Below are 25,914 nucleotides of genomic sequence, written 5' to 3'. Positions count from 1 at the left end.
GTGCCTGCTCGGCCCCCTGGTGGGTGGGGGCCAGAGTGGGGACCACCCTTCGTCCGCTCGGTCTCCTGCGCACGTGGATTGAACCCCCGGACGCGCTTTCCTACACTTGGGTCTCGTGGAGCGCTCGCGGCGCGGTGGCTGGCCGCATGCTTCAGAGTGAGAGCCCCTGGATGTCCGAAGAGCTGGGTGAACGCGAGAAGGAAGTCCTCCGGGCGGTGGTGCAGGAGTACATCTCCACGGGCGGGCCGGTGGGGAGTCAGCAGCTCGCCCGCCGCCCTGGGTTCGAGGTCTCCTCGGCCACGATGCGCAACGTGCTGGCGGACCTGGAGGAGCTGGGGTTCCTGGAGAAGCCTCACACGTCGGCCGGCCGGGTTCCCACTGATGCGGGTTACCGCTTCTACGTGGACACGCTCGTCAAGCTGAAGGACCCCACGCCGAGAGACCGTGAGCTCATCCACGCGGGCCTCTTCCATGACGCGAACCTGGAGGAGGTGCTGGGAGATGCCAGTCGACTCCTCCACTCGCTGACGCGACACGCGGGCGTCGTCGTCACGCCCCGTCCCGAGTCGGCGGTGTTCCGTCGCATCGAGTTCGTCCGCCTGCGCGAGGACCGCGTGCTCGCCATCCTGGTGGGGCAGAGCGGGCAGGTGCACAACAAGGCCATCACCGTCGACTTCCCCATCACCTCGGACGAGCTGATGCGGGCGAGCAACTACCTGTCGGAGCTGTTGCATGAGGTGCCGCTGGAGGAGGCGCGTGAGCGCATCCGCTCGGAGATGGACCAGGAGCAGGCGCTCTACAACGCGATGACGGCGAAGGCGCTCAAGCTGGGCGCGGCGGCCACGGACCTGCCGACGACGGAGCGCGTGCTCATCCAGGGGACGAACTCCTTCCTGGAGCAGCCGGAGTTCGCGGACGTGGAGCGCATGCGCGCGCTCTTCAAGACGCTGGACGAGAAGCACCGGCTGTTGTCGCTGCTGGACCAGGTGCAGCGCGCCAACGAGATGCAGATCTTCATCGGCGCGGAGAGCGATTTCTCCGCCGCGGGTGACGTGTCCGTCATCGCCAGCCCCTACGGCAACCAGGAGCAGGTGCTCGGCACGGTGGGCGTCATCGGACCGACGCGCATGGACTACCGCCGCGTGATTCCGCTGGTGAACTTCACCGCGCAGGTGCTCTCGCGCGTGCTGGAGAAGGTGTAGCCCGCGTCACTCCGCGCGGAGGAGCTCGCCTCACTCCGCGCGAGTGGCCTGGAGCTCGCGCTCGCCGCCGCCGCGCCTGACCTGGAGGCGCACCGGTGTGCCGGGCGCGCCTCGGGTGCGTGCCTCCGCTTCCATCCTGTCGCGCACCACGAGGCCATCCACCGCGAGCAGCCGGTCGCCCACCGCGACACCCGCGCGCGCGGCGGGCCCGTCCGGCGTCAGCCACGCCACGGCCACCTGTCCTCGCTCCTCGCTGAAGCCCGCGCCCACCGTGCCCGGAGACGCGCGGCGCGGGGACACCGTCACGTCACCCAGGTCCGAGGCCTCCGCCTCCGTCACCTTCACGGAGTGCGTCTCCACGCGCCCCTCGGGCGGCATCAACCGCACCGTGTGCGGACCGGGCCTGACGTCGTCCAATTGGAAGCGGCCGTCCGCGCCGGTGACGGTGTCGGGCTTCGCGGACACGGCGCGGTCCAGGAACACCGCCACGCCCGCCGCGGGGCCACCCCCTCGGCTCCACACCGCGCGCCCGATGATGGAGGCCGCGCCTCCCGTCGTGAGCGACACCTCCACGGTCGCGCTGCCGCCCGGCTCCAACGCCACCCGCGCCGAGCCCGTGCGTCCGTCATGCGTCTGCACGTGCACCTTCACCACCTGCCCGGGCGCGTCCCTCATCTCGAAGGTGTCTCCACTGAAGCGCCGCGTGGACGGGGCCAGCGGTTCCCACGGCAGCTCCTCGCCGGTGTCCTCCGTCAGCCGCAACGTGAAGCCCGCGGGCACCGCGCCACCACGCGCCACCACCTTGCCGCGCAGATGGGCCGCGGGTGAGAGACGCAGGTCCACCAGGCCCTGGCCCTCGCGCACAGAGGGCAGTCGCACCACGCGCCCTCCGTTGTGGGCCACCAGTTCCTCCAATGGCGGCGCGCCCGAGGGACGCGTGGGGATGGCGAACGTCCCGTCCTCGTCCGCATGCACGCGCATGGTGAAGGGCATGCTCCCGCCCTGCACCGCCGCCACCACGGCGAAGGGACTGGGCGTGCCGGAGGGCTCGCGCACCGTGCCGGAGATGCCGCGCTCCTCCACGAGCACCAGGTCCTGCTGCACGGCGCTCCCCGCGTTCACCGTCACGCTCGGGTCGTCGTCCTGAAAGTAGATGAAGCGCGCGCGAGGCAGCACCGCGGTGAGCTGGTACACGCCCGCCGGCAGCTCGAGCTGATACAGGCCCGCCGCGTCCGTCTCCGCCCACGCCAGGTCCGACGTGCCACCCGGAGCGCCGCGTGGCACCGCGCGCACCACGGCGGGCTCGGACAGGGGCTCGCCCGAGGCCTGTGTCACGCGTCCCTGCACCATGCCGGACTCCGTCAGCGTCAGGTCCACGCGCGTGCGCACGCCGGCCTTCAACGTCTCCATGCGGCTCGTCCATCCCTGCGAGCCATCTCTGCGCGCGCGCACCGACGTCGGTCCGGGCAACAGCCCGCTCAGTGTGTACGTGCCTTGCGTGTCCGTGCGCGTGGTGCTCGCGGCGCCTCCGCCCCTTCGCGGTTGGGCGCGCACCTCCGCGCCCGCCACCGGCTGCCCACTGGGATTGAGCACGACGCCTTCGACCTCGGCCGTGGCCGGCTCCAGCTTCACATCGAGCGTCCCGGGCGCCCCCTCGGTCACCACCACTCCCTCATGCGTGGCGCTCGCGAAGCCCCGCGCCCGCACCGTCACGTCGTACTCCCCGGGCGGCAGGGCCAACTGGTAGAGGCCCTCGCCGCTGGACGTCGTGCGGCCCAGCTCGCCATCGGCGCCCGAGGGACTGACGACCACCACCGCGTCACGCACCGGCGCGCCATCGCCCGTCGACACCACCTGCCCGGTCAGCCCGCTCGCCGCGCCCAGCCTCACGGTGAGGCCGCGCAGCGTCTGGCCCGGGGCCACGAACAGCGTGCCGGGCACGCGGCCCAGGGTGTCGCCATGTCGCGCGGTCACCACCCAGTCACCTCCGCCCACCTCGAGCGCGAAGCCGCCGCCCTCGCTGGTGGCGGTGTTCACGGGCTCCCTCCCTCCCGACGCCGTCACCTGCGCGCCGGAGACGGGCTGGCCCTGCGCGTCCACCACGAAGCCCTCCAGCGTGCCCGCGCCCCACAGCCCCACCACCAGCTCTCCCTGCTGGGGCACATGGAGGAAGCGCAGCGTGCGGCGGCTGTAGCCCGGTGCCTCGGCCGTGAGGCCATAGCGGCCCGGCGCCAGTCCGGAGAACTGGAACTGGCCGCGCCCGTCGCTCGTCGCCGTCACGGCCTCCTCCGCCATCGTCGCGGGCTCCGCCCAGGCGATGGCGGCTCCGGGATACGGATGGAGCGTCACCTCCGCCAGCGGCACCGGCTCGCCGCCTTGCTCCTCCACGGTGCGGCCCTGGAGCGTCACACCCGCGCTCAGCGTCAGCTCGACGGACGTCTCCGACTCACCCGAAGGACGCGTGGCCTCGCGGCGCGCGGGCGCATGGCCCTGCGCGCGCGCGGACAACAGGTAGTCACCGGGTCGGGTCGGCAGTCGCAGCGTGCCGTCCTCGGCCGTGACGCCCTCGTTCGCGAGCCGCCAGGAGTACGGTGAAGTATCGGCGCGGTTCATCGCCTCGTTGCGCCAGGCCCGCACACTCGCGCCCGGCACCGGACCCGAGGGCCCCACCACTCGCACCACGAAGGCGCCTTCCTCGGCGGCCGCGGGCTCGTCACGAGCCGTCGTGGCCGACACGGGCTCGGCGCGGGCGACGAGGCCTCCGACGTTGGCGGTGGGACTCGCGTGGAGCCCCGAGGGCGTCGGGTGGGACGGCGCGCCGGGCCTCGGCACGCGGAACCAGAGCAGCAGCACCGCGCCAATGGCGAGCAGCGCGGCGAAGAAGAGGGGACGGTGGGACCGCAGGCGCATGTTGGCTCGTCCTCGGGAGGACGCCAGCGTAGGCCAGCCTGGGTCATTTCGGAATTATGCGGGAGCGGGGGCGTAGACGCGCAGGGCCGCGGGGGCCACCTCGAAGCGCATGGGCGTCAGGCCGACGAGCTCCCCGTCCGCGTTGACCTCCTGCGCCGGAGTCGCCTCGACGTACAGCCGCACGGCGCGCAGCGAGGTGACGGCGGGATTCTCCCCATGCTCCCCGCTGCGCACCGCCAGCGCCACCCGCGCGAGCGTGGCCAGGTCCTGGAGCTGCCCCAGGCCCGTGCCGTCACGGCCGGACGTCGTCGAGGGCGCGGAGACGGCGTAGACGTGCAGCCGCCGGTCATCCAGGCGCGCGTCGGGCGCCACCATGTTGCCGGCGCCGTGGTACAGCCCGTTGCCCACCACGAGCTGCAGCACATCCAGCTCCAGCTCCTGGTCATCCGCCTTGATGCGGATGCGGAAGGGGCGCAGGTCCTTCGCCTCGGCGGCGGCGGCCACCGGATAGGCCAGCTTGCCCGCCCGCTGCTTCAGTTGTTTCGTCAGGCGCCGCGCAATCGCCGAGGCCAGCCCCAGGCTCGCCGCGTTGAGGAACGGCCGCCCGTTGGCCAGGCCCACGTCCACGCGCGCGGTGTAGCCCCGAGCGATGACGTCACACGCGGACTCCACGTCGGGCTCAATCCCCAGCGAGCGCGCGAAGTCGTTGCCGGTGCCCAGCGGCAGCACGCCCAACGTCACGTCGCGTCCCAGCAGGTGCGCCACCACGCCGCTCAGGGTGCCGTCTCCGCCGCCGACGATGATGCGGCGGGTGCCTTTGCCCAGCACCTGCTCCAGCACGCGGCGCAGCCGTCCGCTTTTCGACAGCGCGTGGCTCTCCGCCACGATGACACCGCGCGAGGCGAGGGCTTCCCGGGCGAGCGCATAGGCCTCCCGGCCCGAGCGCGACTGCGTGTTGACCACCAGGGCCGCGGGCCCGTCGTCCGGGGCCAGCCGGCGTGGAGGCTCGATGAGCGCGGGTTCCAGGGGGACCTCCTCCTTGCTGCGTGCGGGAAAAGGTGTGCACTCGGAGTCCAAGGGGCCAGCGGGCCCCGGGGGATGACGACCGAAAGCCACCAGCCAGTCGAAGCCCCGAGGCCCGGAAGAGGGCAACCTGGGAGACGAGGGTTCAGTCCTCCGCGTCGCGTCCCTCGATGATGCGGCGCTGGATGTCCTGGCGCAGCGCCAGGGCCTCCTCGGTGCTCAGGCGGCCGTCGCCGTTGGTGTCATACGTGGCCAGCAGCGTCGCGCGGCGCTCCTGGGCCGCCTCCACGCGGTCCGCGCGCAGCGCCACGCGCTCGCCCGCGTCGAGCACGCCGTTGTCATTCGTGTCGTACGTCACCAGCCGCTCCTGCCGCCGCGTCTCCCACCGGGCGCGCCGGGCCACCCGGGCCGCCTGCCGCTCGGACTCGTCCAGCGAGCCGTCGCCGTTGGCGTCGTGCTGCTCCAATCGCTCGGTGCGCAGGCGCTGGCAGCGCGCCTCCATCGCATCCACCATCGCGACGCGCTCCTCGCTGGACAGCACGCCGTCGCCGTTCTCGTCGAAGGCCCAGCGCACGCGCCAGAAGGCCCAGTGCCGCGCGCGGCGGCCGAGCTGCGCCAGGCGGGGACGCAAGCTGTCGCGCCGCTCACCCACGTCCGCCTTCAGCTCGCGCAGCTCCCGCACGTTCAGCTCGCCGTCGCCGTCGTCGTCGTACTTCTCCACCACCACCTGGCGGTACGCGCTGAAGTCGCACGTCTTCCCGTCGTCGGTGGGCTCCGTCTCCAGGCCTGTCACGTCCTCGTCGGCCATGGCCTCGCGCTGCGAGGCGTCCGTGTCCGCCACCGCGTCCGCGCCCAGCGCGCCGTCTTCCTCGGCGGCGGTGAGATAGGACGCGGCCTCGCCCACGTACTGCGTGGTCTCGTCCGGCGCGTCATCGCCACAAGCGGCGAGCCCGAAGGGCAGGGTGAAACACAGCGCTGCGGCGAGGATGCGACGGTGAGCGGTGATTCGGTTCATCGGAAGGGCTCCAGGTTCGAAGTGCGGCGGTGTCCGGCCTCGCTTTGCTGAAACCCGGTGCGTCAGAAGAAGTTGCGGCGGTGGACAGCGGTGGGTGTCCCGCCCCTTCCCGGCGCCAGGGGCGCTGCACACCTTTCAGGCACGGCCGGCTGCATGCCGGCGGAGCACGAAGCCTGGAGGTTGCCGCATGGCACGAGGAAGCAAGGCGAAGTACACGGCGAAACAGAAGCGGATGGCCGCGAAAATCGAGAAGGGCTACGAGAACCGGGGCACGTCGGAGAAGACGGCCGCGGCGAGGGCCTGGGCCACGGTGAACAAGGCCACGGGCGGTGGGATGAAGGGCGGCTCTGGCAGCAGGGCGAAGGTGGCCCGACGCCGTCCCCTGGTGAAGGCCGCGGCGAAGAAGGCCGCGAGAAAGCGCACCGCCGCGCAGCGCTCCGCATCGGCCCGCAAGGCGGCGGCCACGAGGAAGCGCAACAAGCCGGTGCGAGCCACGCGCTCCGGGAGCAAGTCCACCGTGCGTCGCGCGGCGGGTCGCCGGGTCACCGCGCGTCGCGGCTCCACGAGCACGCGCGCCAAGAGCGGCACGGCGCGAAAGAGCACGCGGAGCGTCTCCAAGCGCGGCGCCAGCAGGCGGACCTCGCGCGGCTCGCGCAAGTAGGGCGTGAGCGGCTCCGTGCCCCCTCCCCGGTGACTTTCGGGGTGGGGCGCGGACGCCCTGCTGCTTCAGCGGTTCTCTTCGTCCTTGGAGGCCGGCGGCGTGGCGCCGGGTCCATTCCACGGCCAGTCGACCGAGGAGTCCTCGGCCAGCCGCAGCAGCTCCGAGGGGTCCTTCACCAACAGACGGCAGCCTGCGGCGCGCAGGTCCTCCGGAGAGAAGCCTCCGGCCAGCATGCCCACGGTGGACAGGCCCAGCTTGCCCGCGGCGAGCGCGTCATACGGCGTGTCTCCCACCACCACCGTCACATCCGGCGCGGGACGGCCCAGCCTGGCCAGCGCGCTCTCGAAGATGTCCGGGTGGGGCTTGCTCTTGTCCACCTCGTCCTTGCTCGCCTTCGTCTCGTACAGGCCGTCGATGCCGCACAGCCGCACGTAGTGCTGCAGCTCCTCGTCGTTGGCGCTGGAGGCCAGGGCGATGCGCCGTCCGTGCTGACGCAGGCGCTGGAACAGCTCCCTCACGCGAGGCAACGGCCGCACCTTGGGCAGGAACTCCTTCAGGAACAGCTTGGAGCGGTACTCCTCCAGCTCCTTGCCGAAGCGCTCCAGCTCGTCGTCGTTGAAGAAGACGGGAATGAGCTGATCCGCGCCCTTGCCAATCTGACTGCGTACGTGTGCGAACGGGAAATCCCTGCCGAAGTGCAGGAACGCGCGTCTCCACGCCTCGGCATGCTCGTCCACCGAGTCCACCAGCGTTCCATCCACGTCGAAGATGACGTTCTCCACCATCGCGCGCCTCCCGGGCCAAAGTGGGGACGCCCCGGGTGGCGGTCAACCGCCCGTGGGTGGGTTCTCCGCAGGCGCCTCCACCAGTGTTCGTGTCTTCACATCGTAGCCCTCGGGCGGCATGAGGGTGAAGGCATCATTGGGAGGGGGGCTGTTCAGCTCCACACGTCCCAGCACCGTCTCGCCGATCTTCCGCCCGCCCAGCCACCGGGTGAGGCGCTTGGGGACGCACAGTCCCAGGGCCGTGTCGCAGTGCTCCTCCTCCATGCGCACCTCCGCCTCGGTGCCGTCCGGCGCGCGCGAGCGCTTGTCCAGGAAGTCGAGCCCCGGCCAGCGCAGCACGTACACCAGCGCCATGCCCTCGGCCTCGCCCCCCAGCGTCGCGGTCAGCTCCACGGCCTCCTGGGCGCGGGGGTGCTTCACGCGGCGCAGGGTGGCGCCCCGGGAGAGCAGTGGCGCGCGGAAGCCCTCCGGCGTGAAGACGCCGAAGGTCTCCGTGAGGAAGCCCGCGAGCTTCGCGGGCGGCAGCTCCGACTTGAACGTGGTGAAGCGCTTCTCGCTGTCGAGCTGCTCGAAGAGGTGGGTGCCGTCCCACGAGAAGATGCGCGTGGGCGGCGTGCCCAGCGTGCCGCGCATGCGCTGGGGCGCGCGGTAGTCGTAGGTGAAGGGGACCGCTTCCTGGCCCTCGTCCTTCACCGTGCCGGCGAGGTGATAGCCGGAGAGCTTCGCGTCGCGCTCCGCCAGCCGCTGCTTCACCTGCCCGGCGAGCGCCGCGGTGTCGTCCGTCTTGCGTGAGCAGCCCGCGAGGGCGAGGAGGACACAGGGGGCGACGAGGCTGGGGCGCATGGAATGAGAAAGTGGGTCAGGAGGGGGGCTGAAATGCAAGGAGGCCCGCCTGTCGCCAGGGGGCCTCCCGAAAGGTGCCGCCGTGAGGGCCGGCCGCCTGACTACTTCACCGCCACGCCGGTGGCGGAGGAGGAGGTGATGCCGATGATGGTGCCGAACAGGGCGTAGATGCCGTGACGGGGGGTGGTGCTGGCCGACTTCAGGTCGACCTTGGACGCGCCCATCGCCTTCGCCTCGGCGATCAGGAGCTTGTTCACCACGGTGTCCAGGTCGCTCTGGACGATGTCGATGATGTGGAAGATGGCGGTCAGGCCCAGCGCGTTGGTCTGGATGACGGCCACGGCCTCACCGTTGGCCGCGATCTCGGTGCCGGAGACAACGGCGCTCTCGACGCTGGTGCAGCCGATGAGGCTCGACGCGGCAACGGCGGACAGGATGAGCTTCTTCATGGTTTTCCCCTCGTTAGGATGTTGCTTGGATGGTGGTCGAGCACTCCCAGGAAGAGAGCGCCCGTCCGTTTGATTGGGACCGCAAGCGGCGGGGTTCGTACCAGATGTCGACTCCATGTCAAGGTCCGTCCGGACACACTGTACGCCCGTCGGTAGAGCGCGCTCGCGTTGCAATGCACATCTCGCCTTGCTAGCCCAACCCCGAGGCTCCTGAATGGACATCGTCCCCGCCGCACGTCCCGCGCCCCGGTACTGGCTTCACCTGCTGCTGCTGCTGCTGACGGTGGTGACGACCTTCACCTCGTACCTGCTGTACTTCCACTTCCAGCGGCCCTACTCGCCGGACGAGGTCTCCACCGAAGCGGCGCTGCGCGCGCTGTCGTTCAGCCTGTCGCTGCTGGCGATTCTGGGCACCCACGAGATGGGCCACTACGTGCTCGCGCGCCTCCACCGCGTGGACACGTCGCTGCCGTACTTCATCCCGCTGCCGGTGCTGGGCGTGGGCACGCTGGGCGCCGTCATCCGCATCCGCGACCGCATCCCCCACCGCAATGCGCTGGTGGACATTGGCGCGGCGGGGCCGCTGGCGGGGCTGGTGGTCGCGCTGCCCATCCTCTACTGGGGGCTTTCGCACTCCACCGTGGTGGACGCGCCCCAGGTGCCTTCCCAGTTCCCCGGCGAGGCGTCGCTGTGGGTGTATGGGAAGGATTTGTTCACCTGGGTGATGGCGAAGCTGACGCACGCGCCCGCCGCGCCGGAGGAGACGTTTCATGGCGTACAGACCCTGTTTGGTGACAGCCTGTTGATGCAGGGGCTGACGTGGCTGGCGTTGGGGCCCCTGCCGGAGGGCAAGGACGTGCTGGTTCATCCAGTGGTCATCGCGGGCTGGTTCGGTCTGCTCGTCACGCTGCTCAACCTGATGCCCATGGGGCAGCTGGATGGCGGGCACCTGGCGTTCGCGCTGTTGGGCCGTCACGCGCACTGGGTGGGGCGCGCCATGGCGGCGCTGCTGTTGTTCCTCACGCTCTTCGTCACCGCGTCCTGGGGGCTGTGGCTCCTGGTGACGAGCAAGGTGGTGGGCTTCGGGCATCCGGAAGTGGTGGAGCCGCTGGAGCCGCTCAGTCCCTCGCGCAAGCTCATCTGCGCGCTGTGCCTCTTGGCCCTCATCGGCTGCGCGATGCCCGTGCCGCTGCGACAGGTGGTGACATGAAGTTCCAGTGCGAAGCCTGTGAGCGGCTCATCCCCCTGGAGTCCTTCCGGATGGAGGGGGGCGGGCTGGTGGTGCAGTGCCAGCGCTGTGGCGCGGAGAGCCGCGCGCGCGCGTCGTCGCAGGTGGTGTTGTCCAACGAGGGCTCGGGCTCGTCCCAGTCCGCGTCGTCGGAGGATGCGTCCTCGCCGTCCCTGCCCGCGCGCGCCAGTTCGCCCGCCCTGCGCGTGGTGCGGGGCGCGACGGTGCCCGTGACGCTGGACGACGAGTCGCTCTTCACGCCGCCGCCGGGACACTGTCCCAAGTGCGTGTCGTCGCGGCGGGAGGTGGACACGTCCTGCGCGCAGTGCGGGCTGGTGTACGCCAACTTCCTGGCGGAGGAGCACCAGCCCTCGGAGGATTTGAGAGGGGCCTGGCGCTCGCTGGCGGAGCGTTGGGAGGAGTGGGAGGCGCACGACAGGCTGCTGACCCTGGCCATGGGACGCGGGGAGCTGGCGTCGGCGGGGCGGCTGTATCGCGTGCGGCTGGCGCGGGCGCCGGACGACGCCGTGGCGCACCGGGCCCGGGAGGAAGTGGTGCGCCGGGCCACCCTGGTGGTGCCCACGGAGGTGGAGCCCTCGGAGCTGTCGGCAGGCAAGCGGCGGCTGCGCACGGCGGCCATCGCGGTGCTCTCGCTGGTGGTGTTGATGCTCTTCGCGTTCGTCATCCAGCGCGTGCGAATGCTCCTGTCGGGCGAGCTGCCCTGACGCGGTGGGCGGCGCCTCTTTCGTGGGGCGGCCGGCCATGCGGGCGAGGGGCGTGGACAATGGACGGAAACGGGCCTGGGGCGCGACTGGCTGCTATCGTCTCGGGCTGCTCCCGCGAGGCTCGCCACTCCCGATGACGCTCCCTGTCTCTCCGTCACTCACCGTCGACAGCCTGCTCGGTCCGGGGGGCGCGCTCCAGGTGGCCCTGCCCGCGTACGAGCACCGGCCGGAGCAGCTCCAGATGGCGCGCGCCGTGGAGCGGGCCTTCGCGGAGCGCAGCTACCTGTTGGCGGAGGCGGGCACGGGCACGGGCAAGACGCTCGCCTACCTGGTGCCCGCGTTGTTGTCGGGCCGCCGCGTCGTGGTGTCCACGGCGACGAAGACGCTGCAGGACCAGATCTTCTTCAAGGACCTGCCGCTGCTGCGCGAGAAGATGGGGCTCACCTTCGAGGCCGCGTACCTCAAGGGGCGCAACAACTACCTCTGCCTGCACCGCTACGGGGCCTTCGCGAAGGAGCCGCAGTTCGGCTCGCGCGACGAGGCCCGGTACTGGCCCAAGCTGAAGGCCTGGGCGGAGGACACGCAGACCGGGGACCGCAGCGAGCTGGACCTGCCGGAGTCCTTCAGCGCGTGGGCGCGGCTGTCCACCACGTCCGAGACGTGCGTGGGCACGCGCTGCCCGCTGTACGAGACGTGCTTCGTCACGCGCATGCGCAAGCGCGCGGAGAGCGCGGACCTGCTGGTGGTCAACCACCACCTCTTCTTCGCGGACCTGTCGCTGCGCAGCTCCGGCAAGCGCACCGAGGGCGTGCTGCCGTATTACGAAGCCGTCGTCTTCGACGAGGCGCATGCGCTGGAGGACGCGGCCAGCGGCCACTTCGGCGTGGGCGTTTCGAACTACCGGTTGGAGGAGCTGGCGCGCGACGCGGTGGCGTCGTTGAAGGAGGACGACTCCAGGCACGCGATGCTGCGCGCGCTGACGGCGCGGCTGCGCACCGGCGCGGATGCGTTCTTCGCGCAGGCGCCCCGGGCGCTGGGGCTGTCCGGCAACGAGGCGTCGGTGGCGTTGCAGCCGGAGACGATGGGCAAGCTGTCCACGGCGCTGGAGGGCGTGCGCGAGGGCCTGGCGGCGTTGTCCGCGTTCACCGCGGGCGAGCGTGAGCCGGAGCTGGCCGCGATTACGCGCCGCGCGGACGAGCTGGAGGAGCAGCTCTCCTTCCTGGAGAAGGCGGAGTCGTCGGACCACGTGTACTGGGCGGAGCAGCGCGGCAAGGGCCTGTTCCTGCGCGCCAGTCCGATTGACGTGGCGAAGGAGCTGCGCGAGCGGATGTACGGCGCGCTCGATACGGTGGTGTACACGTCCGCGACGCTGGCGGCGGAGAGCCGCTTCGACTTCTTCGCCCGGCGGATGGGGTTGTATGGCGAGGATGGCCAGACGGTGACGCGCGTGCGCACGCTGGCGGTGCCCAGCCCGTTCGACTATCCGCGCCAGTCCGCGCTGTACCTGCCCACGCACCTGCCGGACCCGAGCGCCCCGGGCTTCATCGAGGCGGCGGCGGAGGAAATCGTCCAGCTCTGCGAGGTGACGGGGGGCCGGGCCTTCGTGCTCTTCACCTCGCTGCGCAACATGGTGCGCGCGTATGAGCTGGCGGCGGGGCGGCTGCCGTACCAGGCGCTGCTCCAGGGGGAGCGGCCCAAGCAGCAGTTGCTGGAGGCGTTCCGCGACACGCCGAGCGTGCTCTTCGCGGCGCACAGCTTCTGGGAGGGCGTGGACGTGCCGGGAGACGCGCTCAGCCTGGTCATCATCGACCGGCTCCCGTTCGCCTCGCCGGGAGACCCGCTGGTGGCCGCGCGAATCAAGCAGCTCCAGACGCGAGGGGAGGAGCCCTTCGAGCAGTACCAGCTCCCCCAGGCGGCGCTGGCCCTGCGTCAGGGCTTCGGGCGCCTGATTCGGACCCAGTCCGACAAGGGCATCGTCGCGATGTTGGACCGGCGCATCCTCACCAAGGCGTACGGGCGTGTCTTCCTGGACAGCCTCCCCGACGCGCGGCGGCTGGACGACCTGGTGGAGCTGAGCCGCTGGTTCAACGGCCCGGTGCGCCCGGTGCGAGCCTTGCGTTCGGTGGAGTGAGCCGGGTTTTTTCGGGCGAAATTGCCCGAGAATCCGGCTCGGTTCGTATGCCATCGGCCGGGTCTGCTGCCCACGGCCGTCCTCGCACCCCAGAGCCCTGACGTGGACTGTCCGGTCCTTTCATTCCCGCGCCTCGTCCTGTTCGCCGCCGTGGCGCTGGTGTGTGCGTGTGAGCCCATCTCGCTGTCTCCCATTGCGTCGGACCCGGCGGACTCGGGCTCCGGCTCGGACGACGGGGGCGACGGTACGGGGGGGAATGACCCGGATGGAGGTGAGGAGCTCGGTGCTCCGGACGGTGGGGGTCCGATTCCGGAGGACGCGGGAGTGGACGGTGGGCCGCGAATCCCCCGTCCCCCGCTGGGCGATGGAGGGGTGGATGCGCGGATGACGGAGTGGAACACCTGCGTGTGGGGGTGGCAGTCGCGGACGGTGCTTCCGCTGGGGAACGACCGGGGTTATCCGCAATTCGCGCTGGATGCGGACGGCGAGGCGTACCTGGTCGAGTACACCGGCGAGGTCCTGCGGGTGGTGACCACGAAGCCCTGGCGCGTGTTCGCCGACATGGAGGTCGTGGGAGGGCAATGGTGGTTGGGTGGCATCCGGGTGGATGCGTCGGGTGACCTCCACCTGGCCCTCAACCCGCGGTTCGATGACCTGGTGGCGGTGGTCCCCACCGATATCCTCCACCACTCCGAGGGCCGTTGGGAGCGTGTTCGGCTGTCGAGTGGTTGGGTGCGCGCGTTCGACCTGGATGCGTCGGGGCGGTTCCATGTGCTCTCGCTGGTGGATGCCGAGAAGCATCGAATCAACTACGTGCAGGGTCGCATCGGTGATGTGACGGTCGTCGACACGGGCCTCGAGCTGGGCGTGATTTTCACCCACCTGTCGATGCGCGTGGATGCCCGGGGCAAGGTCCATGTGACGTATGAGGGTGGGGCCTCCGCTGGCCGTCCTGTCATCTATTACGCCACGAATGCCTCGGGGACCTGGGTGAAGGAGCAGGTCGCCGCCGAGGGGGCGTTGCCGGTCATCGCGCTGTCGCCAGCAGGGGTGCCGCATATCCTCTGGGCGAGTGTGGGCGTCGTGAGTCTGAGCACTCGGAGTGCCGAGGGGGAGTGGTCCACGACCGTGCTTCCCTTCGAGGGGGGCGGGGAGATGAGGATCTCCTCGTCGGGCGTGGTGCATGTGCTGCGCAATCTGGGAAGGCAGTTGGAGTATCGCAACAACGCGCAAGCGGGTTGGGTGGCGAACACGGTCGTTGCTCGGGAGGCCAGTTCCCTGAATCTGCCCTTCTATGACTGGGCCCTGGAGGTGGACGCCCGGGGCCGCGCGCATGTCATGTACTCCGAGCTGGTCGAAGACGGGGTGCGAATGCTCCGGCGCATCGGCTATTCGCGGCAGTGTCCGTGAGCGTCAAGGGGCATCGCGAAGTCGCAGGCCCACGCGCGCGAGCAGCGGCGGCCCCAGCGTGTCCACTCCCGCGCGGCCCGCCAGGTACTCGCGGTCGAAGAGGTTCTCCACCGCGGCGAACAGGTCCACCTTCCAGAAGAGGCGCCGACTGACGGCGGCGTCCACGACGAGCGCTCCACCCATGCCTCGCTCGTTGAGGTCATCCTCGAACTGAGGACCGGTGACGCGCAGTTGCACGGTGGCGGTGACGAGAGATGGGTCCTCGAACGTGAGGCTGGCGGCGCCTCGGTGTCTGGGGTCTTGCGCGAGCTGTCTGCCGACGAGCGCCGGCTGTCCGGGCGCATCCGTGACGGTGGGGTCCACGAAGGTGTACCCGAGGAGCGCGGTCCACTGGCGCGACAATCTCCAGTCGAGACTGGTCTCCACTCCGCGCACGCGGGCCTTGCCCAGGTTCTGGCGCTCACGGCCCGAGCCATCGGGGAGCGTGACGTTCGTGATGGGGTCCTCGAGCACGTTCCAGAAGCCGGTGACGCGGGCGGTGAGCGTGCGAAGGGGTTCGACTTCCACACCGGCCTCCGCGCCCCACAGACGCTCCGCGCCGAGGTTCGCGTTGGCGGCGGTGAACACGGTGCCGACCTGGAAGGGACGATAGAGCTCGTTGAGCGTCGGTGCGCGGAAGGCCCGATACCCGGAGGCACGCAGCGTGACAGCGTCCCAGGGGCGCAAGCGCACGCCCAGCCGTGGACTGAGCTGGTTCTCGGTGCGGTCCTCGAAGGGCGTGGTGTCCACCGTGCCGCTGGCTCGTTCGACTCGCTGAAGTCCTTGGGTGTTTCGCCAGACGTCGAAGCGGAGCGCCGCGGACAACTCCAGGGCGGAGGTGATGGCGTAGAGGTCCTGGAGGAACACGCCACCGGTCCACTGCGTGCCGCCAGCATCGCGGGCGAGGACGGTGTCCGGAGTCTGCGTGGGCGGGAAGACCTGCTCGCGGGAAGTGCCCGCCATGCGCCGGGCATCGAGACCGGCGGAGAGCTGATGGGTGCCTCCCGCGTTCCAGCTCGGAGCCGTCCACACGAGCGAGGCGCCCTGGTCATCCGCGGGGACGTCCTGGGACGCGGCGAGGGACTCGGCGACGCGGTCCTGGGCGACGCGGGCGCGGTTCTGTTCGAAGCGCAGGGCTCGGCCGAAGAGGTCCAGGGAGAAGGTGCCCAGCGTGTCGGTCTGGAGTCGAGCACCCGCGCCGAACCGCGCCAGCTCCACGCGAGCGGTGGTGAAGCGGGTGCCGCCGTTCTGGTTCTCACGGAAGAGGTTGGCGCGAGCGGACAGCGTCAGTGCGTCGGAGGCCTGGGCTTCCACGCGGCCGTTGAGGACGACGTGATTGCTGGGCGTGTCGCTGTCGATGGCACCACGCTGGCCTGGGGTGACGATGCGGTAGCCGTTGCTCGTGAGCAGCTCGGTCTCGACGGCGGCGGCGATGGCCCCCCAACGTTGGGCTCCGCGTGCGGCGAGGAGACCGGTGTCGCGGTTGCCGTAGGAGACGTCCGCGTCGAGTGCCGGGCCGGTGATGGGCCGAGAGATGAGCTGCACGACGCCACCGAGCGCGGAGCTGCCATAGAGGGCGGAGCCGCCACCGGGGACGACCTCGATGCGCTCCAGTCCGAGTCGAGGCAGCGAGCGCCAGAAGACCCATCCACCGAGCGGGTCATTGACGGGAACACCGTCCAGCAGGACGAGCGTGCGAGAGACGCCGGACGGAGCAAGGCCCCGCAGGTTGAGGCCCTGGGCAGTCGGGTCGGAGACGAGGCTCGGCGTGCGGCGGAAGGTGGCGACCGAGGGCAGGGAACGGACGAGGGTGTCCTGCGTCAGCGTGGGACTGCGATCGATTTCTTCACGAGGGAGCACCACGGTGGTGGCGGGCACATCTCGCACGGGGCGCGGAAGGCGCGTTCCCGTGACGACGGTGCGTGACGATGCGCTTGTCTCGTTTGGCGGTACTGCGCTTGATGGCGCCTCAGAGGAAGCGGGCACATCGGCGACGGGACGAGAAGGCGCTTCAGGCTGCGAGGGGGCCTCGGCGAAGGCGCGGGAGGCCGCCTGCTCCATGGGCGCATCGACAGCGACACGAGGGGACGTCTCAGGCGCCGTGGGTACATTCTCGGCGGGCCGCTCCGGAACAGGCGTGGAGGGGCCGTCGGAGCTGGTGGTGCGAGTGCGCGACTCAGGAGACGAGGATGGGCCGATGACGGTGTTCCGCGCGCCGGGCTCCGTCGTCGTTGTTCCGGTGTCCGGTGTCTGGGCCCAGGCCAGTGAAGAGAGCAGAACCCAGGGAACCACGAGCCGATGAGGCGATGACGGGATGCGTGACGACCTGCGCGACATGTCTGACGGTTCCCTTTCGGTCCTGGCGCTCTCGGCGCGTCAGTATGTCCCCACCTCGTATACGGGCGACCGCTGAGCGTCATGGGGCGAATCGAGGCCGAGTGGTATCGTCCAGTTCGCAACGCGCGAGGGGGCGGTTCGGATGTGTGGTCAGGACGTGCTGGGACGGGCTTCACACCCGCGAGGTGGAGTGATGCGGGTGCTCGCCGCGCGGAGACTCAATGACAAGGACTGCGCGGTCTCCCTCGATGTGACCGGGTCCCGTTACGAACTCGTGGCCGAGCGCATCTGGGAACCTGAGGAGGGGATGGGACTGGCGTTGAGCGATTTCTCGCCCCCGCGTGTCTTCGCCGAGTTGCCGCTCAGCGCGCGCCAGGTTCGTGAGCTGGTTCGCGCGGCGGTCCTCACTCACCGGGGAGAAATCCTGGCGTTCCCGCTGGAGGTTCCCGAGTAGCGAGCAGCCGAGCTCTCACCCGCTCGTGTCGCGCGGTGCGAGGCCGCGCACGGTGTGCACCGCGGTGTCCACCTCCGCGAGGATGCGACGCGCGTGGAGCAGGAACACCTCTCCGGCGGGCAGCAGGCTCATTCCCTGTCGCGTGCGCTCGAAGAGCGGTGTGCCGAGCTCATCCTCGAGTGCGAGGATGTGGCGGCTCAGGGGCGGCTGGGTGAGATGGAGCCGGCGGGCGGCGCGGCCCACGTGCCGCTCCTCGGCCACCGCGACGAAGGACTGGAGGTGGGTGATGCTCACGGCCCCAGGTTAGCGCGATCGCCCCTTTCGCGCACCCCCGCCCCCGAGCGCGATACCGAAACAGCATTGGACGCTGAAGGCCCCCGGAGACACCTTGGCTCCCCATGGGAACTCCATTGTTCAAGGGCACCGAGGTGGAGCGTCTGCGTCTCGCGGGCGCGGCGGCGGCGGGCACGCTCGCCTGGGTCGCGGGGAAGCTGACGCCGGGCATCTCCACGGGGGACATCAACGAATGGGTGCGCGAGGACACTGCTCGTCGAGGCGGCACACCCAGCCAGCTCGGCTACCACGGCTTCCCCGCGACGGTGTGCACCAGCCGCAACCACGTCGTCTGTCATGGCGTCCCGAATCCACACGAGAAGCTGGCGCTCGGGGACATCATCAACGTGGATGTCACCACGTGCCTGGACGGCTACCACGGAGACACGTCGGCCACGTTCTGCATCGGTGAAGTGTCCGATGATGCTCGGCACGTGGTGGACGTGGCGCGCCGGTGTCGCGATGTGGGCGTCTCCGTCGTGCGTCACGGTGCTCGGATGGGCGACATCGGCGCGGCCATCCAGGAACTGGCGGAGCGGGAAGGGTGCAGCATCGTTCGGGAGTTCGGCGGGCACGGCATCGGACGCTCCATGCACGCGCCGCCCCACGTGCCCCACTTCGGCACGAAGGGCACGGGCATCACCCTGCGCTCCGGCATGGTGCTCACCATCGAACCGATGGTGAACCTGGGCCGCCCCGAGATTCGAATGCTCTCGGACGGGTGGACGGTGGTGACCGACGACGGCAGCCTCTCCGCGCAGTTCGAGCACACCATCCTCGTGACGCGCGAGGGCTGCGAGGTGCTCACCCCGTACCCAGGTGCATACCCCCTGATTCCATCCGCCTCCCCTCCGTCACAACCCGAGGCCCGCTGAGTCGAGCCAGCTCACGGGCCTGTTCAGTGATGCACCCTGGATGCACTGTCGCCGTCACTCGCGCTGAATCCCCCGAGCCTCCGGCTGTTTGATGCCGACGGGAATTGAGGCTAGACGTGAGGCCTGCGAGTGGGGACCGCATGCGCGCACGAGGCGACCAGGTCGGAATCGGGAGTGTGGTGCTGGGCGTCGTCCTGCTCGCGGCGGGAATCCCCCTGCTGGTGCCTAGGCACCTGTTGCGTGAGGACTCCGCGGCCGTGAGCCAACGGGAGCCGAACCCGGTGGCTCGGCTCGAAACACCTCCTGTCCCGCGCAAGGATTCACAGGAGTCTGTTCTTCACGTCGAACAGGTCCAGGGCCCTGGTGGCCTCACGGTGGAGGTGGCGACTCCCGCTCCCGCGACGTCTCCGCTGACGCGGTTCGCGAAGGACGCGTTGGTGCCGCTGACACCGGACGAGGAGGCCTTGCTGCGCGAGGAACCCGTCGACGACCTGGCAACGCTCGTGACGCGAACGGAGCGAGCCTTCCAGGACGCGAGCCCCGAGACGCGTGCGCGCCAGGAGCGGCGCTATCTCGCCGCGCTCAACCTCGTCGCGAAGCTCTCCGCCCCACCGGCGGAAGACACGCACGCGAGGGACCAGGACGCGCGCTACCAGCAGGCGCTCGCGCGAGAGCAGGGGAAGTGGAGAGACCTCTCGCCCGAGGAGCAAGCGCGCGCGCAGGAGACCTTCAAGGAGTGGTTCTTTCAGGGGGAGCAGAAGCGATGAAGTCGTTCATGGGGGCGCTTCGCGCGGTGTTGCTGCTGGCGCCGATGATGGCGTGGGCGGGACCGCACTACGTGGCATCACGGGACTGGGGCAGCTTCATCTGGCTGAGCACCTGGCTCGACGCGGGACAGACGTACACCTTCGAGACGCGAGACCTGACGGGCTCCGCACCGGACACCGTGTTGCACGTGCTGCGCGACAGGAGTGGCTGGAGCCAGGTGGCGGTGAGTGACGACTGCCAGGGGAACACGCGCTCGTGTGTGACGTTCGTCGCGCCGGACTCCGGCTACTACCGCGTCTGGGTGCGTGCCTATGCGGATGGGCGCGGAGGCACGGCGAGCCTCTATCGCAACGGGACGCTGCTCCTGTCGCAACAGCCCTTCGGCGGCGTGCCGCTCCTCTTCGCGTGGAATGCCAAGGACACCTTCAGGGCTTCTGCCACGAGCCCCGGTGGAGGGGACCATCTGCTCTTCCTGCTGCGCTCCAATACCGAATACCTCCAGCACGATGACGACAACGGGCCGAAGTACTACCCGCTCGTCACCGCGACGAGCGCGCAGAACGTCGGCACCCAGCGCGTGGTGGTGGGGCGCTATCCAGGCAGCGCGGGCACTGCGACCTTCGTCCACGACGAGGAACTCTGGTCCACCATCTTCGACGACAACGACGGTGACGAGGACGGGCTCTCGGACTCGCTCGAGCCGCTCATTGGCCTGAGTCCGAACAACGAGGACTCGGATGGGGACTCGATAGCGGACACGCTGGAGGTGTTCGGAAACGACGGCTTCTCCTTCTCCGAGTGGGGCAGCCCCACGGCGAGAGACCTCTACGTGGAGATCGACTGGATGCAGCACCCGACGAACCCGTACCTCACGCGGCAGCCATACGCGGGCCTGGCGGCGGACGCGGCGGCGGTGTTCGCCCAGGAGACGGGCGGGAGCGTGCGACTGCATTCCTTCATCGACAGCGTGCTGCCCTGGTACGAGGTGGTCTGTTACGGGAGCTGCCCTGGTGGCGTGGACTTCTACGCGCTGAAGCAGAGCGCCTTCTCGTCAGCGAATCCGGAGCGTCGGCCGTACTTCCACTACGCGATGTGGGCCAACCGGCACTCGAGCCTCACGAGTTGCTCCTCCGGCAAGGCCGAGTTGCTGGGCAACGACCTCATCATCAGCATGGGCTGCTTCAGCAGCCCGAGCATCCAGGAGCAGCGCGGCACCTTCGTCCACGAACTGGGCCACAACCTGAACCTGGACCACAACGGCAATGACGTGGCGGGGCAGTACAGCGTGGTGCACGACAGCGTGATGAACTACCGCTACCAGTTCGCGGGCGTGAGCAACTCCGGGTGGCACTCGTACTCGTTTGGAGACAACGGGTGCGCGGCGTGCGGTTCGTCACCGAAGGCGGAGTGTGTCGACTGTCGCGATGGTTTCCTGGGCTGCGGCTTCCCGGGCTGCGGCTCCTGCGACTGTGACGTGGGGGAGTGGGGCTCTCTGGAGCTCGACTTCTCCGACGATGGCGACGCGGATGACGGCGCGGGCCGAGGCTCGAAGCGCTCACTGATGCCCCGCTATCTGCCGGACGACAAGGGTGGCCCCGCGCGCTTCCAGCCGAGGGTTCCGCACGAGGAGTCCTCACTGGTGAGACGGCGTGACGATGTCCGCCGCAAGCGGGAGCGGCTCATGTCACGAGGCCGCGTGGAGGGCCGCGACTTCCATGTGTCGGCGGATGGAACGCTGCTGTACGCGGAGTGCCTCTGAGCGAGTTTGAGAGAACGCGCCCGTTGCGAAGCGCACGGACCTGGGTGCTGGGGTTCCTGCTGATGCAGGGCGCTTGTTGGTTGCGGCCCGAGCCCGCATCGACGGACGGAGGACCTGGGGTCGCCGCTCGGTCCGAAGCCACTCCGCGTTCCTCGGCCGGCGCGGACCGCGTGTCGACCGATGCTGGTCTCGCCACGTCGGGTGTGGCTTCACCGGACGCCAGTCGTGGACTTCTCGCGGCGAGCGATTCGCCCCGCCCCTCGGAATCGACGCCGGACGGAGGCGCGTCCATCCGCATGTCGGAGGCACCTGACGCGTGCGCGGACGTGTGGCGCGCGGCGCGGGTGGACGTGGCCTTCAAGGAGACACCGGAGGCGCGCTCCATCGAGCGCACGGGCCCACGGCTGGAGCGACGGTTCAAAGTGGATCGACAGCTCCGAGGGGCGTACCGACATGAAGACCAGTGGGCCTCGGTGCTGGAGTACGAGGCGGGTGGCACTCGGGGCGGCGTGAGCTACGGGCTCACGGTTCCAGAGGTCCTCACGGACCTGACGGGGAGGACCGTGAGCTGGACCAGCCATCGTGAGCCCGCGAGCTGTGTCTCCAGCAAGGGAGACCATCCCGAGCTCCTCTCGGGCGACACGCTCCGCGACGCGGAGGGGCAGCTCCTGCTGCTCACGGTGCCGAGCGCGCCCACCACGCCGGACGGTGACGTGTTGCTTCCCACGGGGCTCGTGCCCGAACTGCGCGTCCGCTGGGAACTCGCGGGCTGCGAGCGGCGAAAGGGCACCCGCACCCAAGGCGCGCGGCTTCGGTTCGAGGACGCCCGGAAGCGCGGTGCCTCGCCCGTCACCGTCTCCGTGGGGGAGACGAAGCGACTCGTGCTCGGCAAGGCCCGCTACGAGGTCCGCGTGGTGAGCGCGCAGGCGGACACCGAGGACCGCTGCGGACAGGCGGTGTTCACGGTGTTCCGCGAGGGGCTCCGCGAACGGCAACAGTGAGGCCGCGACCGGACGATGCTCACTCGGCCACGTACAGTCGGCTCGGGGTGCCCTCGTAGTCGGTGATGCGCTCGAACTTCAGCCCGAGCCGCTCCGCGACGCGAAGGGAAGCCGTGTTCTCGGGATGGATGATGGCGACCAGGGGGACGTCCGGGAGGTGTCGCCGGGCCTTCTCCACGGCGACGCGGGCGACTTCCGTCGCATAGCCCGAGCCCTGCGTCTCGGGCGCGAGCCGATAGGCGAGGTTCAGCACCGTCCGACCTTCGAACAGCTTGTGGCGCACGCCGCAGAGACCCACGACGACGCCCGGGGCCTCGCGCCTCTCCACGGCCCAGTACCCCACGCCGTGTTTCGCCCAGTCGCTCAGCCACAGCGCCAGCAGCTCCTTCGCCGAGTCCAGCGTGCGCAAGGGGCCGGAGGGATTGAAGCGAGCCGTCTCCGGATTGCCATGGAGCGCGAATACCGCCTCCGCGTCACTGTCGCGGAAGGGGCGAAGCAGCAGCCGCTCCGTCGTCGCGCTCTCGAAGCCCTGAAGCATGGTCGGGCATCATGTTCCGCGCCGCTCGCCCGCGCACGTGGGTTCGTCGAGGTTCGACAACCCATTCACGGTCCGTGCGCGCCACCGGCAGGCAGCGTGCTCAGTCGGGGGACTGGAGGGAGGGCCGCGAGCGTCGCGGTGAGGTCTCCGCCCAGGCGATGGAAGGCCCGCAGGAAGGTGAGGGTAGGCTCGCGGGTCGATGCGGGTTCGCAGACGGGCTTCTTCGAGTGTGGAGGCCAGGGCCGAACGCCCACGTCATCCAGGAAGGTGAGCACGTCATGCACTCCCATCAGCAGCCGGGGTGTCTTGTGTCCGTGGAGTACCAGGTGGCGTCGGCCGTCGCGTCCATGCCTCCAACTCCAACTGCTGGCGCTGGCCCGCTTGAGATAGCCGTTGAAGGCTTTCTGTCCGCCGGGGACTTGCAGCAGTCCGCGAAGGATTTGCGCCATCACCCCTCGGTCCGAGAGGGGCTTTCTCCTCCACGGGGTCCTGTTGACGCCCCACCTTCGCGGGAGGTCGATGGTGCTCAGGAAGTGCTCCTCCCTCTTCAAGTGGGAGAGCGCGTGACGTCCGATGAGTCCCTCCGGGAGCGTCTTGCGTATCAGCTCCGCGCGCAGGTCTCGGGGCTCGTCTAAAGTCCGTTGCTTCGCCCAGCGGATGAAGGGATTGACCTTGTCCCCGTCTCGTCGCCGCGCCACCACCCACCTCAGCTCCAAGGATGCGTCCTCATCCAGCTCCGCGCAGTCCTCGGCGAGTTCGGGGGCTCTGATGAGCTGGGCGATCCGGGTCCTCGCGGTGCGGCGGGTGCTCCGAGTCACGATCGCGCGGTTCTCGCGCGCCTGCTGACGCTTCGTCGATGGCAGCAGACTGCGTGCCATCTCGAAGGCCTTGTCCTTGCCTTGGCGCATCCTGGGGCTCCTTGGAGCCCCAGCGACGACGCGGCTTCGCATCCCTGACGCGACGGGAAGCTCGGAGGACTACGCCTTCATCGACTCCGGCAGCACCCAGTCCGGTTTGAGGCGCTGGATGACCTTGGCCAGGTTCTCCTTGTCCTGGGCCTTCTCCAGCGCGGCGTCGGGCGTGATGATGTTGTCGCGCACCAGCCGCTCCAGGTGCATGTCGAGCGTCTGCATGCCCTGGCCCTGGCCGGCCTGCATCTTGGACGCAATCTGGAAGACCTTGCCCTCGCGAATCATCGCGGCGATGGCCGCGCCGCCCACGAGGATTTCCAGCGCCGCCACGCGGCCCTTGCCGTCCGCCGTCTTGATGAGCTGCTGCGCGACGATGCCCGCCAGGCTCTCCGCCAGCATGCCGCGCACCTGCTGCTGCTCGTCCGCCGGGAACGAGTTGATGATGCGGTCGATGGTCGCCGGCGCGCTGTTGGTGTGCACCGTGGCGAACACCAACACGCCGAAGCTCGCCAACTGGAGCGCCAGCTTCATCGTCTCGTTGGTGCGAAGCTCGCCGATGAGGATGACGTTCGGGTCCTCGCGGCCCGCCGAGCGGATGGCCGTGGCGAAGCTCGACGCGTGAGGCCCCACCTCCCGGTGCGTCACCTGCGCCCGCGCGGACTCGTGCACGAACTCCACCGGGTCCTCAATGGTGAGGATGTGCGCGGGGCGCGTCTGGTTGATGTGGTTCACCATGCCCGCGAGCGTCGTGGACTTGCCGCTGCCCGTGGGGCCCGTCACCAGCACCAGCCCGCTGCGGCGCTCGGCCAGCTTGCGGACGATTTCGGGCGTCTTCAGGTCATCCAGCGTGAGGACCTTGCTGGGGATGGTGCGGAACACCGCCCCCAGGCCCGTCTGCTTGTAGAAGTAGTTCGCGCGGAAGCGGGCCTTCGTCCCGTAGCCATAGGCGAAGTCGAGGTCCAGCTCCTCGAGAATCTGCTGCTTCTGCGTCGGGTTGATGAGCTCGAACAGGAGCCCTTCGACTTCCGGAATCGTGAGGGGCTCCTCGCGAAGCGGCGTCAGCTCGCCACGGATGCGGCCCATGGGGGGATAGCCGGTGCTCAGGTGCAGGTCGCTGCCCTTCTGCTCCAGCAGCATGTCGAAGAGCGCGGCGATGCGCGGCGTGGTGCTCATCTCAGCTCCCCTTCCTTCCCATCAGCGAGCCCATCTTGCTGAGCAGCCGGGCGCTGTCCTGCTGCGTCTCCGGCGCCGACACGGCCGTCGTGCCCGGCCGCTTCCCCGTCACCACCGCCTCCAACTCGTCCGGGTTGTCCACGAAGCCCTTGGCCACTTCCAGCTTCACCTTCTGCGCGCGCACCAGGTCCGCCATCGAGTCCTCGAAGCGGATGATGCCCAGGCTCTTGCCGCGCTGCTGGAGCGAGGGAATCTGGTACGTCTTGTTGTCGCGGATGAGGTTGCCCAGCGCCACCGAGCCCGGCAGCACCTCCGCCGCGGCCACCATGCTCTTGCCGTCCGCGCTCGCCATCAGCCGCTGGCTGACGATGAGGCGCAGGCCGCTCGACAGCGACAGGCGCACCTGCTGCTGGTCCGCCGGCGGGAAGAGGTCGATGAGCCGGTCAATCGTCTTCGCCGCGCTCGGCGTGTTCATGGTGCTGATGAGCAGGTGGCCCGTCTCCGCGGCGGCCAGCGCCATGCGCACCGTCTCCGTGTCGCGCAGCTCGCCCACCACGATGACGTCCGGGTCCTCGCGCAAGCTGCCCTTGAGCGCGCTGGCGAACGTCCTCGTGTGCGCGCCCACTTCGCGCTGGCTGATGAGCGCCTTCTTGCGCGGGTGGACGAACTCCACCGGGTCCTCCACCGTGAGCACGTGGTGGGACGTCTCGCGGTTGATGAGGTCCACCAGCGCCGCCAGGGTGCTCGTCTTGCCGTGGCCGGACGGGCCCGTGACGACGATGAGGCCCTGGTGGTGGTGCGTCGCCTTGGCGATTTCGACAGGCAGCCCCAGCGACTCCAGCGTGGGGATGTCGCGCGCAATCACCCGGAAGGTGCCCTTGAGGCCCGTGCGGTGGCGCGAGACGTTGACGCGAAAGCGCCCCATCTCCGGTGAGTCGAGCGAGAAGTCACAACTGCCCTCGCGCACGAGCACCGGGCGCAGTCGCTCCGGCACCACCGGCATCAACATGCCCTCCACCCGCGCCGCATCCAGCGCGCCGCCCTGGGGCACCAGCTCTCCGGCGAGGCGGAAGAGCACGGGGCGCTCGGCCACGACGTGCACGTCGCTGGCGCGGCTGCCGCGCCCCTGCTCCAGCACGATGGCCAGGTCCCTGGCCCCTCCCGACATGCGCGACGTCGCCAGCGAGCGCGCGGCCTCCTGGGCACCCGTGGGCGCATACCCGGCGCTCTGCGGCGCGGCGGCGGGAGCCGAAGGCGCTGGGGCATATCCGGGCGAGGGAGCGGCGGTCGGCGCGGGCGTATACCCGGCGCCCTGGGGCGCGGCGGTGGGCGCGGGCGCATACC

At 69.9% G+C, this 25,914-nt stretch carries 24 protein-coding genes; 12 read left to right on the top strand and 12 right to left on the bottom strand.

Translation table 11 applies throughout. The features are described from left to right. Positions 1 to 170 precede the first annotated feature (170 nt). Entirely contained in the window at positions 171 to 1,202 is a 1,032-nt protein-coding gene (hrcA, locus tag HUW62_RS29470) for a heat-inducible transcriptional repressor HrcA (RefSeq protein WP_141646294.1), read from the top strand. A 30-nt stretch (positions 1,203 to 1,232) separates the two neighbouring features. Here the strand turns inward: hrcA and HUW62_RS29465 are convergent, their stop codons facing one another. The 3 genes from HUW62_RS29465 to HUW62_RS29455 are packed head-to-tail and all read right to left on the bottom strand — an operon-like array spanning position 1,233 to position 6,150. Further along, complete coding sequence (locus HUW62_RS29465) at positions 1,233 to 4,112, bottom strand: carboxypeptidase regulatory-like domain-containing protein (RefSeq protein ID WP_176436303.1); 2,880 nt, start codon at positions 4,110 to 4,112, stop codon at positions 1,233 to 1,235. Between the two features lie 54 nt (positions 4,113 to 4,166). Continuing rightward, the gene (locus HUW62_RS29460) at positions 4,167 to 5,228 is read right to left on the bottom strand and encodes a lipid kinase (RefSeq protein ID WP_368670505.1); all 1,062 of its coding nucleotides are present in this window, start codon (positions 5,226 to 5,228) and stop codon (positions 4,167 to 4,169) included. Positions 5,229 to 5,280: 52 nt separating this feature from the next. Further along, positions 5,281 to 6,150, bottom strand: a complete 870-nt coding sequence (locus HUW62_RS29455; RefSeq protein WP_176436302.1) for an EF-hand domain-containing protein — start codon at positions 6,148 to 6,150, stop codon at positions 5,281 to 5,283. A 187-nt stretch (positions 6,151 to 6,337) separates the two neighbouring features. Here HUW62_RS29455 and HUW62_RS29450 point away from each other — a divergent pair, with 187 nt between their 5' ends. Beyond that, the gene (locus HUW62_RS29450; protein ID WP_176436301.1) at positions 6,338 to 6,811 is read left to right on the top strand and encodes a transcriptional regulator; all 474 of its coding nucleotides are present in this window, start codon (positions 6,338 to 6,340) and stop codon (positions 6,809 to 6,811) included. Between the two features lie 65 nt (positions 6,812 to 6,876). Here the strand turns inward: HUW62_RS29450 and HUW62_RS29445 are convergent, their stop codons facing one another. The 3 genes from HUW62_RS29445 to HUW62_RS29435 all read right to left on the bottom strand — a co-directional run bounded on the left by HUW62_RS29445 (position 6,877) and on the right by HUW62_RS29435 (position 8,888). Then, complete coding sequence (locus HUW62_RS29445) at positions 6,877 to 7,596, bottom strand: HAD family hydrolase (RefSeq protein ID WP_176436300.1); 720 nt, start codon at positions 7,594 to 7,596, stop codon at positions 6,877 to 6,879. Between the two features lie 42 nt (positions 7,597 to 7,638). Next, positions 7,639 to 8,439, bottom strand: a complete 801-nt coding sequence (locus HUW62_RS29440; RefSeq protein ID WP_163864126.1) for a hypothetical protein — start codon at positions 8,437 to 8,439, stop codon at positions 7,639 to 7,641. 101 nt (positions 8,440 to 8,540) lie between these two features. Further along, positions 8,541 to 8,888 carry a hypothetical protein gene (locus HUW62_RS29435; RefSeq protein ID WP_163864125.1) on the bottom strand — a complete coding sequence of 116 codons (348 nt, stop codon included), beginning with the start codon at positions 8,886 to 8,888 and terminating at the stop codon, positions 8,541 to 8,543. 214 nt (positions 8,889 to 9,102) lie between these two features. Here HUW62_RS29435 and HUW62_RS29430 point away from each other — a divergent pair, with 214 nt between their 5' ends. The 4 genes from HUW62_RS29430 to HUW62_RS29415 all read left to right on the top strand — a co-directional run bounded on the left by HUW62_RS29430 (position 9,103) and on the right by HUW62_RS29415 (position 14,382). After that, a complete protein-coding gene (locus HUW62_RS29430; protein WP_163864124.1) occupies positions 9,103 to 10,098 on the top strand; it encodes a site-2 protease family protein in 996 nt (331 codons plus the stop codon). Then, the gene (locus tag HUW62_RS29425; protein ID WP_176436299.1) at positions 10,095 to 10,841 is read left to right on the top strand and encodes a hypothetical protein; all 747 of its coding nucleotides are present in this window, start codon (positions 10,095 to 10,097) and stop codon (positions 10,839 to 10,841) included. The genes HUW62_RS29430 and HUW62_RS29425 overlap by 4 nt, the downstream gene beginning before the upstream one ends. 133 nt (positions 10,842 to 10,974) lie before the next feature. Beyond that, positions 10,975 to 12,972, top strand: coding sequence for an ATP-dependent DNA helicase (locus HUW62_RS29420; RefSeq protein WP_163864122.1), 1,998 nt, complete (start codon positions 10,975 to 10,977; stop codon positions 12,970 to 12,972). A gap of 102 nt (positions 12,973 to 13,074) precedes the next feature. Next, positions 13,075 to 14,382, top strand: a complete 1,308-nt coding sequence (locus tag HUW62_RS29415) for a hypothetical protein (RefSeq protein WP_176436298.1) — start codon at positions 13,075 to 13,077, stop codon at positions 14,380 to 14,382. 3 nt (positions 14,383 to 14,385) lie between these two features. On the opposite strand, the gene HUW62_RS29410 is transcribed toward HUW62_RS29415, so the two are convergent. Next, positions 14,386 to 16,308, bottom strand: coding sequence for a TonB-dependent receptor (locus tag HUW62_RS29410; protein WP_368670504.1), 1,923 nt, complete (start codon positions 16,306 to 16,308; stop codon positions 14,386 to 14,388). Positions 16,309 to 16,522: 214 nt separating this feature from the next. Between HUW62_RS29410 and HUW62_RS29405 the strand changes: the two genes are divergently transcribed. Both HUW62_RS29405 and HUW62_RS29400 read left to right on the top strand, forming a co-directional pair. Further along, positions 16,523 to 16,723: a hypothetical protein gene (locus HUW62_RS29405; protein ID WP_163864119.1), complete on the top strand. Its 201-nt coding sequence runs from the start codon at positions 16,523 to 16,525 to the stop codon at positions 16,721 to 16,723. 228 nt (positions 16,724 to 16,951) lie between these two features. Beyond that, positions 16,952 to 17,212: a hypothetical protein gene (locus HUW62_RS29400; RefSeq protein WP_176436296.1), complete on the top strand. Its 261-nt coding sequence runs from the start codon at positions 16,952 to 16,954 to the stop codon at positions 17,210 to 17,212. A gap of 15 nt (positions 17,213 to 17,227) precedes the next feature. Here the strand turns inward: HUW62_RS29400 and HUW62_RS29395 are convergent, their stop codons facing one another. Continuing rightward, positions 17,228 to 17,506: a LysR family transcriptional regulator gene (locus HUW62_RS29395; RefSeq protein ID WP_163864117.1), complete on the bottom strand. Its 279-nt coding sequence runs from the start codon at positions 17,504 to 17,506 to the stop codon at positions 17,228 to 17,230. Positions 17,507 to 17,610: 104 nt separating this feature from the next. Here HUW62_RS29395 and map point away from each other — a divergent pair, with 104 nt between their 5' ends. From map to HUW62_RS29375, 4 genes are all read left to right on the top strand, one after another. Further along, positions 17,611 to 18,420: a type I methionyl aminopeptidase gene (gene map, locus HUW62_RS29390; RefSeq protein ID WP_163864116.1), complete on the top strand. Its 810-nt coding sequence runs from the start codon at positions 17,611 to 17,613 to the stop codon at positions 18,418 to 18,420. Positions 18,421 to 18,560: 140 nt separating this feature from the next. Further along, entirely contained in the window at positions 18,561 to 19,187 is a 627-nt protein-coding gene (locus tag HUW62_RS29385; RefSeq protein WP_176436295.1) for a hypothetical protein, read from the top strand. After that, the gene (locus HUW62_RS29380; protein ID WP_176436294.1) at positions 19,184 to 20,947 is read left to right on the top strand and encodes a hypothetical protein; all 1,764 of its coding nucleotides are present in this window, start codon (positions 19,184 to 19,186) and stop codon (positions 20,945 to 20,947) included. Before HUW62_RS29385 ends, HUW62_RS29380 begins: the two co-directional genes overlap by 4 nt. 296 nt (positions 20,948 to 21,243) lie before the next feature. Continuing rightward, entirely contained in the window at positions 21,244 to 21,948 is a 705-nt protein-coding gene (locus HUW62_RS29375) for a hypothetical protein (protein ID WP_176436293.1), read from the top strand. Positions 21,949 to 21,967: 19 nt separating this feature from the next. On the opposite strand, the gene HUW62_RS29370 is transcribed toward HUW62_RS29375, so the two are convergent. From HUW62_RS29370 to HUW62_RS29355, 4 genes are all read right to left on the bottom strand, one after another. Continuing rightward, on the bottom strand, positions 21,968 to 22,486 hold the full coding sequence (locus HUW62_RS29370) for a GNAT family N-acetyltransferase (RefSeq protein ID WP_176436292.1): 519 nt from the start codon (positions 22,484 to 22,486) through the stop codon (positions 21,968 to 21,970). Between the two features lie 65 nt (positions 22,487 to 22,551). Next, the gene (locus tag HUW62_RS29365; protein ID WP_176436291.1) at positions 22,552 to 23,394 is read right to left on the bottom strand and encodes a hypothetical protein; all 843 of its coding nucleotides are present in this window, start codon (positions 23,392 to 23,394) and stop codon (positions 22,552 to 22,554) included. Positions 23,395 to 23,463: 69 nt separating this feature from the next. Continuing rightward, positions 23,464 to 24,570: a type IV pilus twitching motility protein PilT gene (locus HUW62_RS29360; RefSeq protein ID WP_163864110.1), complete on the bottom strand. Its 1,107-nt coding sequence runs from the start codon at positions 24,568 to 24,570 to the stop codon at positions 23,464 to 23,466. Between the two features lies 1 nt (position 24,571). Next, positions 24,572 to 25,914, bottom strand: a 1,343-nt coding sequence (locus HUW62_RS29355; protein ID WP_176436290.1) for a type IV pilus twitching motility protein PilT, incomplete at its 5' end; no start/stop codon positions are given.

It is taken from the genome of Myxococcus sp. AM011 (assembly GCF_013372595.1).
Classification (GTDB): domain Bacteria; phylum Myxococcota; class Myxococcia; order Myxococcales; family Myxococcaceae; genus Myxococcus; species Myxococcus eversor.
This window is presented reverse-complemented; position numbering and strand designations above follow the sequence as displayed.